At 30.8% G+C, this 14,941-nt stretch carries 12 protein-coding genes; 4 read left to right on the forward strand and 8 right to left on the reverse strand.

Going from position 1 to position 14,941, the window contains the following annotated elements:
• Positions 1 to 352: 352 nt before the first annotated feature.
• The 6 genes from ACEN2H_RS12455 to ACEN2H_RS12480 all read right to left on the reverse strand — a co-directional run bounded on the left by ACEN2H_RS12455 (position 353) and on the right by ACEN2H_RS12480 (position 8,055).
• Positions 353 to 3,277, reverse strand: coding sequence for a CHAT domain-containing protein (locus ACEN2H_RS12455; protein ID WP_441732845.1), 2,925 nt, complete (start codon positions 3,275 to 3,277; stop codon positions 353 to 355).
• 89 nt (positions 3,278 to 3,366) lie between these two features.
• Positions 3,367 to 4,599, reverse strand: a complete 1,233-nt coding sequence (locus tag ACEN2H_RS12460) for a hypothetical protein (protein WP_441732847.1) — start codon at positions 4,597 to 4,599, stop codon at positions 3,367 to 3,369.
• Positions 4,599 to 5,231 carry an RNA polymerase sigma factor gene (locus ACEN2H_RS12465; RefSeq protein ID WP_441732849.1) on the reverse strand — a complete coding sequence of 211 codons (633 nt, stop codon included), beginning with the start codon at positions 5,229 to 5,231 and terminating at the stop codon, positions 4,599 to 4,601. The genes ACEN2H_RS12460 and ACEN2H_RS12465 overlap by 1 nt, the downstream gene beginning before the upstream one ends.
• Positions 5,232 to 5,383: 152 nt before the next feature.
• Positions 5,384 to 5,890, reverse strand: a complete 507-nt coding sequence (locus tag ACEN2H_RS12470) for a hypothetical protein (protein ID WP_441732851.1) — start codon at positions 5,888 to 5,890, stop codon at positions 5,384 to 5,386.
• An 18-nt stretch (positions 5,891 to 5,908) separates the two neighbouring features.
• Positions 5,909 to 6,778, reverse strand: a complete 870-nt coding sequence (locus ACEN2H_RS12475; protein ID WP_441732853.1) for a hypothetical protein — start codon at positions 6,776 to 6,778, stop codon at positions 5,909 to 5,911.
• A gap of 29 nt (positions 6,779 to 6,807) precedes the next feature.
• A complete protein-coding gene (locus tag ACEN2H_RS12480) occupies positions 6,808 to 8,055 on the reverse strand; it encodes a hypothetical protein (RefSeq protein ID WP_441732855.1) in 1,248 nt (415 codons plus the stop codon).
• A 289-nt stretch (positions 8,056 to 8,344) separates the two neighbouring features.
• Here ACEN2H_RS12480 and ACEN2H_RS12485 point away from each other — a divergent pair, with 289 nt between their 5' ends.
• On the forward strand, positions 8,345 to 9,397 hold the full coding sequence (locus tag ACEN2H_RS12485; RefSeq protein ID WP_441732857.1) for an HNH endonuclease domain-containing protein: 1,053 nt from the start codon (positions 8,345 to 8,347) through the stop codon (positions 9,395 to 9,397).
• Between the two features lie 761 nt (positions 9,398 to 10,158).
• Here the strand turns inward: ACEN2H_RS12485 and ACEN2H_RS12490 are convergent.
• Both ACEN2H_RS12490 and ACEN2H_RS12495 read right to left on the reverse strand, forming a co-directional pair.
• Positions 10,159 to 10,494: a hypothetical protein gene (locus ACEN2H_RS12490; RefSeq protein ID WP_441732859.1), complete on the reverse strand. Its 336-nt coding sequence runs from the start codon at positions 10,492 to 10,494 to the stop codon at positions 10,159 to 10,161.
• The gene (locus ACEN2H_RS12495) at positions 10,484 to 10,915 is read right to left on the reverse strand and encodes a hypothetical protein (protein WP_441732860.1); all 432 of its coding nucleotides are present in this window, start codon (positions 10,913 to 10,915) and stop codon (positions 10,484 to 10,486) included. Before ACEN2H_RS12495 ends, ACEN2H_RS12490 begins: the two co-directional genes overlap by 11 nt.
• A gap of 93 nt (positions 10,916 to 11,008) precedes the next feature.
• On the opposite strand from ACEN2H_RS12495, the gene ACEN2H_RS12500 reads away from it, so the two are divergent.
• The 3 genes from ACEN2H_RS12500 (at position 11,009) to ACEN2H_RS12510 (ending at position 14,840) form a co-directional block, all read left to right on the forward strand.
• Complete coding sequence (locus ACEN2H_RS12500; protein WP_441732862.1) at positions 11,009 to 11,956, forward strand: hypothetical protein; 948 nt, start codon at positions 11,009 to 11,011, stop codon at positions 11,954 to 11,956.
• Positions 11,957 to 12,179: 223 nt separating this feature from the next.
• Positions 12,180 to 13,847, forward strand: coding sequence for a recombinase family protein (locus ACEN2H_RS12505; protein WP_441732864.1), 1,668 nt, complete (start codon positions 12,180 to 12,182; stop codon positions 13,845 to 13,847).
• Between the two features lie 276 nt (positions 13,848 to 14,123).
• Positions 14,124 to 14,840, forward strand: a complete 717-nt coding sequence (locus ACEN2H_RS12510; RefSeq protein WP_441732866.1) for a pirin family protein — start codon at positions 14,124 to 14,126, stop codon at positions 14,838 to 14,840.
• The last annotated feature ends 101 nt before the right edge of the window (positions 14,841 to 14,941 follow it).

Consider the following 14,941-nt stretch of genomic DNA (forward strand, 5'->3'; position numbering starts at 1 on the left):
ATTTTGGTTATTTCAAATGTATATAAATGTCATAAACTTATTACTACAAAAAAAACATTTTACATTTGAACTGATTTTTTAATTGATTGCATTGAATATTGGTGCACTTATGAATAGTCAAGTATATATTTGATAATATAGTGTCACAAAACTCATAAATTATTATTTATTGGATGACCACAAAATTAAAAGCACAAGCGCAATCCCATCAATTATAAAAATATATTTAACAAATGAAAGCATTCCATTCAATAAAGTTCCTGCGCAGCATCATTAGCTCCAAAAACGATTAATACTATTGCTATAACAAGTACTGAAATCATAATTCTAGCCATATTTTTTGTTTTTTCATTTATTCAACAAGCATAAAACCAGCCCAATAAAACGGAAGTTTATATTTATTTTTAATTTCTTTTTGAGCTCTAAACAATGATTCTTTTTTTGAAAACCCGTCCAGATAAAACTTATAAAAGCTTACCATTAATTCTGATGTAGACTTGTCAGGAACTTGCCATAGGCTAACAATCATAGAGTTTACACCCGCCAATTTAAATGCTCTTTGAAGTCCAAAAATACCCTCACTTCCCTTAATAGAGCCCAAACCTGTTTCACAGGCCGACAAAACAATTAAATCAACTCCAGATAAATCCAATTGAGAAATCTCAAAAGAATTCAAAAGACCATCATTTTTAGTGTTTGCAGACTTATTGTTTACATTAGAAAAAACCAATCCGCTTTTTAACAGAACATTATCTACACTATCATCATTGTTCCCACTAATTAGATTACCAAAAGAATCATAAAATCCGTGCGTAGCAATATGAATTATATCAAATTTTTGGAAATTAAGTTGTCTGAAATTTTCTTCAGAAGCTACATTCTGGGAGAAAAGAGAAATTTTCTTTTCAGATGCATCTTCAAAAATTAACTTTATCCCATTAACTTCATTTTTAGAATATGGTAATAAGGTGTACTTTGCCTTATTTGTTCCATTCCTGTTTTGTGATTTTAAATTCTCACCATTTTTATTCTCACCATAATTTATGTCACCAAACAATGCAATATTGCTGCTTTTTGTAACTTCTTTTTTTGCTGCAATAAGCTCTTTTGTACTTCCAAGGTAAGTAACATCAACTTTCTTTTCATTCAATAATGCAGGAAAAGAAATGGTATGAAGCAACCCACTTACTGATAAATAAACCTTGTCATTAGGGGTTATTTTATTCTCTATCTTTTTCCAAATCAAATTAATTAATACTTCTTTGTTCTGTTGATAAATAGAATTTATTCTTACTTCAGTATTCCCTTTCTGATTTAAAACATTTGACAATTCACTTTCTAAAAACAATGGGATAACTTCTGGAACGTTAGAATTATTCTTTATAAATAATGCAAAATAACCTCTATCATTCTTTCCTGGTTTGTTTAAAGGTATATTTATTATTTCAATTGCAACTTCTTTTGAATCTAGCGAATTCTTTATATCCCACCATTTAATAGCTTTAGGGTCTATAAAATGATAATTTGGATCAGAAGTAATTTGTTCAATTAAACTTTTTTGTTTTAGGTTTAAATTAAACTCAATTTCTTTTGAGTTCAAATTAGTATAAAGCAATTTTTCTTTTTCTTGTAAAAGGCTCAAATAGTTTTTTTTCAAACTAGCATTAGCAATATTTAAATATTCCCTAATATTTTGATTGGAATACAACGCAATGTTTTTTAATGCTAAAATATTATTATACAAACTCGCTCCTGATTTTTCATTACCCTTAGTAATATATATACTGTTTATTATATCAAATCTTTTTTCCGTATTTAATGAAAAACTAACTTTCTCATCTTCAGTAAGAAAAATATAATTGTCTGATAATTTTTTATAATAATAATCTTCAATTTCCTCAAGAGTAGTTTGACTTGACGTTTTATTCAATCCAACAGATTCGGCATTCAATAATAAACTGTAGTACAGATCTTTATTTGCTGCTTTATTAGGCTTTAAAATAAACAGTGCTTCTTTGTATATTTTTTGGGCCTTGTCATAATTTCCAATACCTCCGTAAAAACTTGCTAATTGATTCAAACTACCTAGATACTCAGGGCTATTTTCTCCCGATTTTGATTTCGTTATTTGAACTAATTCTGCAAAACATTTTTTAGCTTCCTTAAAAAGTTCATTGTTCAAATTTGGCTTCTCTGAAAACAATCCTTTAACGTTCTCCCACCAGTTATTCTGTAGAATTAATTCATTTCCACGATTGTTTAGTGCGGCAGAATAGCAATAACTGCCTTTTATAGACAAATACATACTAAAAACAGCTTTCTTTTGTTTTTTCTCGGCAATAGGAATGGATTTCAACAACAAATCAGAAGCTTTTTCATAATTTTCAAAATATAACTCACTTGTTACAGCAAGTAAAAGTAGGCCTAAATAATCCGATGAGGTTTTACTTAGTTCCGTTTTTTCATAAAGATTAAGATTATCTAATTGAAGTCTCATTGTCTTTGCTATATCTCCAACCCTTAGTGCTTGGTCAGCAAATAGCATATTGCCGTTTATGATGTAATAAAGATCTTCTTGGTCTGAGTTTTTATTTAATTCATAAAGTTTGCTGAAATAATTTTCCGCCTTAATATAATTACCTTTTTGCAAATTAATTTCGGCTAATGAAAGTGTTGGAAAAATTGATAAATTATCCTTTTCCTGCTTTACCAAATCTGAATTAATTAATTCTAATCCAGCATTAAATAATGATTCGGATTTCGAAATACTTTTAGGCTCTAACTTTAAACAATAAGCATAACTTATTAATGCTGAATATTTGTTTATTAGTTTTTGTTTTTGGTCAAAATTCGATTTACTGTAAAGTTTAGCTAAAAAAAGATAGTCTGATATTTCACTCCTATTTATTTCTTTTTCGTATGATGATTTTGCATATTCATATGCTGCAATTTTATTATCATCTTTTAAATATTCCTCTGTTTTATTAAGATTACTATACTTATCAGAAAGGATTTTCGAAATATATAATGAAAAACCTGCATAATAAAAATAATTAAAAATTGAAATAACTAAACCAAGTAATAAAACTCCAAATAGTTGTTTTAATTCATTCTTATTAGTTTGTTTTTTTAAAATTGAAATTAATGAGGAGATCAAAAGACCAATTATAAAAATCACAAAAAATACTATAAATATTACAAAAATAGCAATTCGTAATAACTCCGTAAAATAGTTGAATCCCCAAAAACCTTCTGGATTAGCAATATACCAAATCAAATAAAAAAAATTAACAACAAAATACAATACAAGTAGAAACACTAATAAATAAAAAACATTAGTAACTTTCCTTTTAAAAAAATCAAGTGTTAAAACCATCTCATATTATCTAAAATGTCTTGTGATGTCTTGGAATATTTATTGTCTGTTGTTGCTAGGGCCACTAATAAATCCTTTGCTTTCCTCTTTTCATTTTGATTGATATAACCCAGTGCCAAATGAAACTTCACCTCATTTGCAAATTCATAATTAGATCTTGTATTAAGATATTCTAAATTAGTAACAGCTTGTTCGACTTGATTTGTTTTTAGTTGAGCTATTGCCAAAAACAAGAGAATATTGTTGTTTTTACCTCTTGGATTTAGATCTGTTAATATTTTTTTTGCATTTTCATAATTGTTATTTTTAAATAACTCAATTGCTTTCATTGCCTCATCTGTTTCTGATTTAGTATGATTTTGAAACAAGACTTCACCTCCTCTAACTCCTCCTGATTCAGAAATTATTGCCACATTATTATAATCTATCGAATAAATAGATTCCTCCGAATTATATTGAGCAAAAAGCTCGTCAATAGATAATTTATTTGGTTGCCAAACCATAAATCCAATAATAAAAATTGCAGCTATACTTACATACTTCATCCATAACAAGGATATCACTTTAGCTTTTGGAATAGTATCATTGTCTTCATTATTACTAGAACAAATTTCTGACTCATTTGCTTCTATTAAATCTTTGTCAGCCAAAGAAAATTTCACACCCGAAAATGAAAAATTTTTACTTCTTTCTCTCTGCAATTTGGAGTTTTCTTCATCCAATTCTTCATCCCATTTATTAAACTTATTTCTTAAGTCTTCCCTTGTTTTCTTTTTTGCAACTTGCCTTAATGTTTCTTCATCTAATTCAAACACCAATCGATTATAAAGTAAAGGCACATTTTTTTTTAATTCCTGTCTTTCAACTTTGGTAATAACCGCTTTCATAGTTTTTAAAAAACTAACTTCCTGTAAAAAAGTTTCATTTTTACTTTCTAATAATTTTGTAGTTAACTCGCTTTGATTATCTAAAACATATTCTTCAGCAAGTTCTTTAATAAAACTAGAATAGACTTCAGAAAGCTTTTCAAAAACATCCTCCGGATTTTGTAATTCTAATTTATATAAAGAGGCATATATAGGGGTAGCATCAATTTCATAATGAATTAAATCACTAGCAAACTGTTCCCAAAAAGTATCGGGCACTCTAGCAATATCCACTTGGGTTGACTTTAACAAAAGTGGCAGGATTAACCCTTTAATAATAGTCGATTTTGTATTCATTAGTTTGAGTTCAATTCGTTAAAAGACATTACTCGCAGTCTTTCTTGACATTTTGCTTTTTGACTTTTAGTGTTAGCCGGATTGGTATATTCAAAAATTGCGGTTAACTCAGTCATACTTCTTTTTTTATACCAAAACTGAGTTAATAAATCATAACATCTCCCTCCAGCATTTTTCATTTTTTCTAATGATTTCTCAATAGCTTCAAATTGTGATTCTTTTTCATTCTTTATGGGTTCCAACTCATCTGTAATATTAGAATCATATTGATAATTTTCGTTTTCATCATCGTCAACATCGCCTTTTCCATAATCATCAAAAACAACTGTTTTTAAATTGGATTTATATTTATTTAATAACTGAAAACGACAAACAGAGTTTAGATACGTTTGAAATGAAGCCGTAAGAAGAAAATCCTTTATTATTATTTTTTCTTGTAGGATAATAAAGGTATCTTGAATAACATCTTCAAGCTCATATTCACTAATACTACCATTAGACATTCTTCTCATAAAATTCAAACAATTGGACTTGCATCGTTTATAAACTACACCCAAATAATCTGAATTTTCTATTATTTTAACTACTAACTCCTGGTCAGTAAGATTTGAAAAAATGTTTTTGTCTGCCATGGTAACCACTAAATTTGAAAATGATTATAAAGGCAGCAATTTAACATTTTTTTGTCACTATGGTCGAGTGATAAGAAATCAAATATTAATAAACGCTTTCATTTATAAAAAAGACCGCCATCCAAGACGGTCTTTAAAAAAAACAAATCAACCTACTTTTTAATACTACTTTCTAAATCTGATAAATCTCCCTCCATGCGACCTTTATAAACCAGCACATCTAAATTCTCTGGTAAAACAGTGCATTCAAAATAGATTACTTGTGGTTTATAAATTACAAACAATTTGATTTTTGCGGTACCCTTTCTATCATCATAACTATTATTGTAACTCCATTGAAATTGATACAAAGCATATTTTAATTCCTCTTCAGTTTCAGGAAATTCTTCTTTTTCAACATAATAAATACGACCCGAACTTTGCGAGTCAGATTTTGCCCAATAATTAGAAAACAATATTTCTTCCCCATCCATTGACTTATAAAGAACTAATTTAGCTTCTTCTTCTAAAACTTCTGGAGTAATGTCGGTTCCATTATCTCTTGCATCGCTAATTTCAAATGTTGCAAATGCCTCTCGTGATGCTTTTTTTTCTTGAGCGTTAATACTAGAATAAAAAGTACAAATTATAATTGTACATAGTGTTTTTAAATTTTTCATTTGATAATTATTTAATTATTAATTTATGTTTGTTTCTTTTAATTGCTGAAGTAAAGAGGAAGTCATTTCAGTTTTTGAACCATTCAAAATAAATTGGGAGTTCATTACTCCAGATTGCTTCAACCAGTCTTTCCAGAAGTATGTTATTTTCTCTGTTTGCAAAATATCGTCAGTTTTCTTAGCCGAAATACCTGCCACAATCCATTTAGTGTTTTTCTCTAATCGAATAGGTAACAAACCATATTCTTCTGATTCTGATAAATGTTTCCAATTAGATGAAGTCAGCTCATTTAGAAAGCGAGTACTAGTGTATTTATTTTTTTCCTGAATAACATGGGCTTGGCTCTCAAAATCAAAAAAACCATCTGTAAGAACTAGTACTTTATTTTCAAAACCAGACTTACTCAATCCCATTCCATTATCATGCAGATAAGCCCATATATCAACTCCAAAATAGCTATTAGAGGTTTTCCCATAAATCGCTTCTTTCTTTAAATTTTCAAGTACTTTAGGAAGAGATTGTGCCAGAGTGATCAAGGATTTGCTTTTATTTTGAACCTCGGTCTCATCGAGATACAATTGAAGTGAATCTTCATAGTGATTCACATTCAAAGGACTATTTTTTTGAGGAATGATTCTAACTGAAAAACGATCTTTAGAACTTAACACCAAATTACGCTTTGCATTATTCTGGAAAGCATTAAAATATTTTTCAATCAAATAAAAGTCTTTATTTAATTGTTCCGGTAAAAGTATGCGATCACTCAAATCCAAAACAACAATATAGTTAGTTGGTTTTCGTTCAATTTTGATTGCTTCTTTACCACAACAGTTAAGAAAGAAGGAAGTGATACAAATAAGGCTTAGGGTATATATTAAGTTTTTCATAATACTGATTTTAAATGTTTAATTAATAATTAGTTACTGTTACTTTTTTGATTAAACTGTGCTTGAATAAATTCATTAAAAGTCTCTTCACATCGCACTTTTTCTTCGCTTAAGTCAGTACCAATCAAGTATTGAAGCCATCCCATATAAAAACTTGTTAAGTTTTGTGATAAGGCATCTGGATTAAGCATTCGACTTTCCAAGTCTTTTTTCAATTGTTCTAATTGGGATAAAATATTTTTAATTTGAGTTTCTAATTCGATGATTTTAGCTTCTAAAACTTGAAGTTCATTTTTTAAGGTTTTAATTTCTTCTTTTAAGCCTTTAATAATTAAAGCGGCTTTTACATCTCCTGTTTTTTTGTTTTTTTCTTTGAGCATCAACTCAAACATATAACCCCAGACCAAATAAGCACAAAATCCAAAAAGCAGGACCATATAAAAGTTAATACTGGTATAAAACTGCCATTCCGCATCAGCAATTCCAGCCATTACTTTCAAATCATGAATTCCTAAATCGATCTTATAAGCCATTAGCGTATCGGCCATAAAAGCTCCAAAAATGGCTAGTCCTATAAGTACATTTTTATTTTTACCTTCTATATTATGGGGAATCAATCCTATCGCAAAAAAGATAAAAGCGCCTAGATAAACAATAATTAAGGCTGGTGAAGCGGTGAAAATTCCATTTACATCAAAGATACTATCCAAGTATAAGGCGATGTCATCACCCGCCATTTTGAGCATGGTGCCTGCATTTCTAAAAAAAGAAGCATAAATTGCCGAAGCATAGAAAAAAAGCAAGTAAAAAGACAATACAATCGTTAGCCCAGCATACATATAATACTTTTCAGCTTGATAGCCCGTTTCAACTCTGTTTTCTGCCAAATCAATTCTAGTTTGCTGAATTTCATCATTCAAATCCTTAATTTTTTTCTCAATAGAAGGCTTAGAGACTTCGACTGCAGTTCTTTTTTCTCCATCTACTTGTACTCTGTTCTCTTCTTTTGAAACAATATTATTTTTAACTTGTTCTTTCAAAAAATGTTGTTCATTTTCATTGTAGGTTTCATCAACGAGATGCCCATCCTTAATCCATTTTAAATACGTTTTCAAGGAAAGGAAATCCCCACGATTCAAGCCTGCTTTTTCAAAAGCATATTTACGGAAGCTTTTTACGCGCTCCACCTTCTGAGTAGATAGATTATCGTTTTGTCCTTCTAAAGTCTCATTTGCAGTTTGAACTGCTTGTTCATTTTCGTTGTTTGTAAGTTCCATGACGTTTGTTTTTCTTATTAATAGCGAAAAAACAAAAAGGTAACCCTGAGAATTGCATTTATTAATTGAATCTAGTTAATTAAAGGCTACCCCTAATGACTTAAACTTGTAGCTCTAACCCATTGAACACTTTGCTTAGTAGTCTTCGGTTAATTAATTAGCCTTGAAACGGTAATAGTTGCCTTTCTATTCCTGTTTTTATGACAAAAAATGGAAAACTCTTTTGAGCTAATATTAGAAAAAATTGAGCAAATTGAAATTGCAATACAAAAACTCAATACTCCAACCTATGAACTTACCTTTTTCCGAAAATCTGCCCATCAATAGATTAGCTTCAGTATTTGCAAGTACCTCAGCAACCTACAAGTTTTATTGGTTCTTGGCTATTCTCGAAATAGTAGAAGAAGGAAACACAGTCATTCCTAAAAGAAAGCTTTTTACAAGAATGATAAGTAATTCGTGGTATACCGTAAATTATTTCTATGTCTCTTTTGGCAAGCAAGATCTAATCCAGGGGGCCGTAAGGTCTATACTAGAAATTGAAAACCTTACTATCGATGAAAGTAAAAGCAAAATAAATACTGTTTTAGAAAATACAAATAAAATTCAAACTCTTGAAATTTTGAATCATTTTGATCTAAATGTTCCACATTGGTTTATCTCTCCTTGGTTCCCGGGAATAAGAAATCGCAAAAGCATTTATGAATTATCGCAGAATTTTGACAACCAATGTATCTATGCCTTAGAAAAAGAAAGCATATCCATTAACCCTGATTGGATAAGCTACCTCAAATCCAATTCTAAAATACTCAAGGATTTTTGCTATTGGAATCTCTCGCTGTTTCTTCAAAAAAGAAACCCCAATGTGCCGGATATACCAAACAAGCTAATCAAATCAGTTACACGCAGCTCCTTAGCCAAACAAACCAATGACTATTGGAAACCAGTCTTTCAGGAACTCGGATCGATAGAATGCATATTTACCGGTAACAAATTGATTTTTGAGGAAAAAAAATACGCCCTAGACCACTTCGTACCTCATGCCTTTGTTTCGCATGATTTAATCTGGAATTTAATTCCAACTGATAAAAGCTTTAATTCCTCTAAAAGTGATAAACTGCCATCAATTGACAAATATTTCGATAAGTTTTTCAACCTCCAAAAAGCAGCCTTTGAAATCGTAAAACAGCAAAATTCAAAAAACAAATTCTTAGAGGAATACCTCACCATCTTGCCCAATCTTGACGATAGAAACGAATTCGATTATACTCGATACAAAGAGAGTATTCAGCCACTGATTACTATTGCCAGCAACAATGGATTTGTCTATATGAAAGACTAACGTCCACCGAACAGAAACATTTAACTTCTCACCAGTATAAGTTCTACCTTAACATCATCATTTCAAAACGCCCCTTACCATGAAGCTCTACGACAATAAATACACATTTGTAATTAATAAAGCAACATAAAGATTTGCAAAAATTATTAAAGGACTTTGAATCAAGAATAATATGAAACGAGGGTTACATTTAGCAAAAAAGGATTTATTTTTTTAACCAATATGTAATAAGTTACGGAGATTAGTCAAAAAGAAGCCTTAAATAAAGTTTTCAATCATTTTTCTGAAGAAGAAAAAAGTGTCGCTGAATCCAATCGCAATGGGTATGTTTTTTCAAAAGCATGGCTTTATATTAAGCTGGGGGCAGAAAAATACAGGGATAATGACGCTTTCGATCAGCCACCATCTAATTTTGACGAATGCCTTTCTGGTAGCAATCTTTCTGAATTGTGCGGCAAAGTAAGCAAATGGGAAATAAATAAAATTCTTTAGGAAATTATGAAACAAGCTGCAAAGCAGTTTGCCGAATAGAGGGCATAAATAGAAGTCAAAAGAAAATTTTATACAACAAAACTGTAAACCGTTACCAAAAAAAGTGACTTAATAGTTAAGTCAATCCTTAAATGATTTCAATAGAAAGCAACCTATTAAATTCGCGGAATACAATACAAATTTAATGTCCTTTAATAATAAATAATTACATATTGATTTGAAATGATTTGTATCAATTTATATTGATATATAATGAAATAAATTGATTTTTAGTTTAGTAAATTTTTCGATTTATTTTTTTTATTCTGCTCATTAATTTGATAAATAAAATAAACTATCGCACCGCCGATAATCGCAGAAGCAATCATAACTCTCCAATTGACTTTTATGTAATTTGTTGTTAATTCACTAGCAGAACTTCTTTCAAAAACCACTTGTTTATAAGGTTTTGGATTTGGAAGCTTTGTAGGTATTTCTTTAGGCGCTCCAGTTATTTCTCTTTTGGCAAGTGACTGGTTTACAAAATTTGCTGATTGAAGCTTGGCTAAGTGTTGGCTGTGTGAATTTGAAAATAATTCTTGAAATGTTGGTTCTCTATAAGTCATAATCTAAGGTGTTATTAATTGAAAAATTTTGATTAATTGGGTCTATCAACTCGAGACCGTAGTCATAACAAATATGAACCTCATTTTGGGTTCTTTGGTTAATTATGATTTGGTGATATTTCTTAAAATCATAATCTTCATATTCTAATAATGACTTATGGGCGAATTTGTTTTTTTTGTAAAAATCACTTGCGGCAATTTTGTGCAAAACAGTTCTGTTTTTTTTGACAATTTTCAAAAAGGATATATCAATTGATTCTTTTAATTTTCTTCGGTCATTATTAAAATCAATTCTATGCTGCTCAGAACAATAAACTTGCCGAGCATCGGTTGGTATAAATCCTTCATTGCAGTCTGGTTTTTTGCATGTACGAATAGGGTAGCGCCTATTAGAAGTTCTTTTTTTTAGTTCTTTTTTCATTTTTCTAAAATATTAAATACAAATGTATATTTTTTTTAAAAACAAAATAGTATTTAAAATAAATTTATTACATTTGTGTATTAAAATATCGCTATGGATTTATTTGAATATTACCCAGAAATTGCTAAAAAGAAAATACCCCTTTCACTATTAGGTATTTCTTCTAGAGTGTATAGCAATTGGAAAAAGGAAGGACTTTTATACAATAGTACTGAAGAGATTGTTGAATTTGAATCAAAAAGACAGTGGGTGTATCTAAATGTATTTGACGCTTTATGGCTTTCTATTATAGCGGAACTGCGAAATCTTAATTTAGACCTTGAAACTATAAGAGAATTAAAAGAATTTTTATTTTCTAATGTAGAGTTGGACGTAAATAAAATTGATTCAATTTCAAAAGAAGATTTTGTGGATTCAATCATAAATTATTTCCCTGCTGAACAAAAAGACACTGCAAAACAACTCTTAATGACTACAGATATTTTTAGTCAATTAGATGAAATAATTAATAGCGAAATGGGCTACTTTTTAAAGAAAATAAGCTCTCTTTTATTTTCTGTCTTGGTTCGAGGGATAGCCGTTTCAATTGTTGTTAAAAAATCATCCGAATATTTAGAATTTCTTATCGTCAATCAAGAAAAAGCAGTAAGCCTAGAGGAAAAAGAGAAAAACTACGCTTTTTATTCAGACCAATTTGCAAACAGCACATTCATAAATATTCCTATTACGCCGCTTCTGCATAATTTGTTTGAAAATGAAAATTTTGATACTTATAGTTTCGATTATGGATTGTACACCAAAGCGGAGAAGTCAATTCTTACCGCACTAAACGATGATGATGTAAAAGAAATTAAAATTTCAAAACATACTAGTGGAACTATGACATTGAATGTTTCTTCACAAAAAGACATTAAAGATAAAAGTGCTAGAGAACTAAGGAAGATAATTGGACTAAAAAAATATGAAAAAATCGAGGTTGTCTATAGAAATGAAAAACATTTAATAGTCACAAATACTAGAAAAGAAATAATAGAAAAATAATTTAAGTCCTAAGCATCCCTTAGCACTAAATCACCTAACAGCACAAACGAGTAGGTCCTGCTCCTTTTCGCTTTTATAGGTATCATGGAATTTGAAAAAGCAAAGCAAATTTTAAACACAGAATCAAAAAAAAAGTACACAGACGAAGAGATTTCAGAAATCTTGAAATTATTGACCGTTTTCGCGGAGGTTACAGTAAAAAATTTATTAAAGAAAAGAGCAGATGAAAAATGTAATTCTGTACGTTAGAGTATCAACGGACGAACAAGCTGGAAGAGGCTATTCACTTCGCGACCAGGAGCAAAAATTAATCAATTATTGCCAAACCAATAACTTGAACATTTTGGAGATATTCCGAGAGGACTATTCTGCAAAAACATTCAAGCGTCCCGAGTTTAAAAAACTATTGGATTATTGCAAGAAAAACAAAAAAGAGGTTCATCAGCTAATATTCATTAAATGGGACCGATTTTCTCGGAATACTGGCGAATCCTACCAAATGATTTCAGTGTTCAATGAACTTGCCATAGAGGTTAATGCAATAGAACAGCCTTTGGACTTATCTATTCCAGAGCAAGGATTAATGCTTGCGGTATACCTGTCAATCCCGCAAGTAGAGAATCACCGCCGTTCCTTAAACATCATATCTGGAATGCGAAGAGCCTTCAAGGAAGGAAGATATGTTGGAAGCGCTCCAAAGGGATATGAAAATGGAAAAGACAGTGCCAAAAAGCCGCTGCTGATTCCGGGAAAGAGTGCGAAATTGGTTCAGGAAGCCTTCGAATTAATGAGTACAGGCCTATACAATCAAATTGAGGTGATGAAAAAGCTAAATAAAAAAGGGCTAAGCACTACTAAAACTCCCTTTTCAAATTTATTAAAAAACCCTATCTATTATGGAGGAGTTCCCATCAAAGCCTATAAAGACGAAAAGGCATGCATTGCTAATGGAATACACGAACCTTTGATTTCAAAAGCCCTTTTTGATCAGGTGCAGGATATATTAAACAATAGAAGGAAAAAGCACCATACCAACCATAAAAAATTAAATGACACTTACCCCCTAAAAGGATTTTTATTGTGTCCAAAGTGCAATAATGCATTAACAGGAAGCACTTCAAAGGGACGCTCTAAGTATTATTCCTATTATCACTGTGTAAGCCCATGCAATAGCAGATATCTTTTGGAGGATGTTAATCTTTGGATTGGCGATTATTTAAAAACAATTTCAATGGAGGCTCCTGTAAAGAAAATATTCGAAGATAAAATTAAAGAAGCGCTTTACAACGAAAGAGATAAAAAACAACTTGGAGCCAAGCATTATGAAAAAGTAATAAATATTGAAGCCAAACTACAACGCTTACAGGATATTTATATTGATGGCGATATTGACAAAACAGAATACCAAATTGCAAAGACCAGATATGAGAATATCCTCTCCGAATTAAAAGATAAAGAATCGGAGGCTATCAACGAAAAAGAAGTTTTCGAACTATACAAAAACGCCACAGAAAAGATTAAAAACATTGGAAATCAGTATATTCAATCCAATATTGAAGACAAAAGACGAATAATTGGTTCGATATTTCCAAATAATTTTCAATTTGAAAATAAAAAAGTTCGAACCGCAGATATGAACCCTTACCTAATAAAAATTGCCAGTATTAACGGGGCTTCCCGAGGCAAAAAAAAAAGGGACAAGTCTAAAAAAATAGACTTGTCCCATACCGTGATGGATAATTTGAGTTTATCCGCTGAAGAGCGCTTTGAAAAATTTTGTATAAAATACCCAACACTGCTTCAAAAAGTGCCCCAAAAACAAATCGCTTCTTACATAGGCGTTACGCCTGAATTCTTTAGTAAAATGAAATCCAAATTACTAAAAAGGTAATTGCCAGTAGACAGTGAAAATGAGTGTTCAGTGTTCCGTATTTTTTAGTAATCATCAATTCCTAAAAATCATAAAAATAAAATCTGATTAGAAGACTCTTTCATTGCCCATTACTAAAACCAAGACTGTGCACCTTTTTTTCAACACTGCATCCCATGTACTTTTTCTTACTGATCACTCACTTTAAGGAACACTATTTTCTTAACCTACATTAAGTCCTTTTTACTGACTTAGTGCGTAAATTTGCAAAGTAGAAAGTCAAAAATAGTACATATCATGAAAAATACAGTTTTACATAAAGCAGATACAAGAGGACATGCAGACCATGGTTGGTTAAACGCATATCACAGTTTTAGCTTCGCAAGTTGGTACAATCCAGAAAGAGTTCAATTTGGAGCACTTCGGGTTTTAAATGACGACACCGTCGCTGCCGGAATGGGTTTTGGAACACATCCCCACGACAACATGGAAATCATAACAATTCCTTTGGAAGGCGATTTAGCACACAAAGATAGCATGGGAAATACTGAAACCATTAAAAGTGGTGATGTCCAAGTTATGAGTGCAGGAACTGGAGTAAAACACAGTGAATTTAATCCTAACGCAGATCACAGAACTAAACTATTACAGATTTGGGTATATCCAAACAAACAAAATGTGGATCCTCGTTACCAACAAATCACCTTAAATCCTGAAGACAGAAAAAATAAATTACAACAAATACTTTCGCCAAATGCCGAAGATAACGGTGTCTGGATCCATCAAGATGCTTGGTTTCATCTTGGTAAATTTGACCAAGATGTCACAGCAACTTACAATTTAAAAAAAGAAGGAAATGGTGTTTACGCTTTCATCCTATCAGGAAAGCTAAACATTGCTGGCCAAGAATTAGAAACTCGTGATGGTTTTGGGATCTGGAATATAAATTCCTTTGATATTAAAGCAAGTACAGATGCGGAATTCTTACTAATGGAAATACCGATGGAATATTAAAACAATTTTGCTTTGATGCTAATCAAACACCTTGGGTAAAACTAGCCTGTGCTTAACAGAATAACTAATAAATACTTTTGGCTAAATGCTCTTCAGGATCA

Origin of the sequence: Flavobacterium sp. W22_SRS_FP1 (assembly GCF_052113685.1) — a bacterium.
Taxonomy (GTDB): domain Bacteria; phylum Bacteroidota; class Bacteroidia; order Flavobacteriales; family Flavobacteriaceae; genus Flavobacterium.

Excerpts from the sequence above, each read along its gene's own strand:
- ACEN2H_RS12460 (WP_441732847.1), bottom strand. The coding sequence starts at position 4,599 with ATGAATACAAAATCGACTATTATTAAAGGGTTAATCCTGCCACTTTTG.
- ACEN2H_RS12465 (WP_441732849.1), bottom strand. The coding sequence starts at position 5,231 with ATGGCAGACAAAAACATTTTTTCAAATCTTACTGACCAGGAGTTAGTA.
- ACEN2H_RS12470 (WP_441732851.1), bottom strand. The coding sequence starts at position 5,890 with ATGAAAAATTTAAAAACACTATGTACAATTATAATTTGTACTTTTTAT.
- ACEN2H_RS12475 (WP_441732853.1), bottom strand. The coding sequence starts at position 6,778 with ATGAAAAACTTAATATATACCCTAAGCCTTATTTGTATCACTTCCTTC.
- ACEN2H_RS12480 (WP_441732855.1), bottom strand. The coding sequence starts at position 8,055 with ATGGAACTTACAAACAACGAAAATGAACAAGCAGTTCAAACTGCAAAT.
- ACEN2H_RS12485 (WP_441732857.1), top strand. The coding sequence starts at position 8,345 with ATGAACTTACCTTTTTCCGAAAATCTGCCCATCAATAGATTAGCTTCA.
- ACEN2H_RS12490 (WP_441732859.1), bottom strand. The coding sequence starts at position 10,494 with ATGACTTATAGAGAACCAACATTTCAAGAATTATTTTCAAATTCACAC.
- ACEN2H_RS12495 (WP_441732860.1), bottom strand. The coding sequence starts at position 10,915 with ATGAAAAAAGAACTAAAAAAAAGAACTTCTAATAGGCGCTACCCTATT.
- ACEN2H_RS12500 (WP_441732862.1), top strand. The coding sequence starts at position 11,009 with ATGGATTTATTTGAATATTACCCAGAAATTGCTAAAAAGAAAATACCC.
- ACEN2H_RS12505 (WP_441732864.1), top strand. The coding sequence starts at position 12,180 with ATGAAAAATGTAATTCTGTACGTTAGAGTATCAACGGACGAACAAGCT.
- ACEN2H_RS12510 (WP_441732866.1), top strand. The coding sequence starts at position 14,124 with ATGAAAAATACAGTTTTACATAAAGCAGATACAAGAGGACATGCAGAC.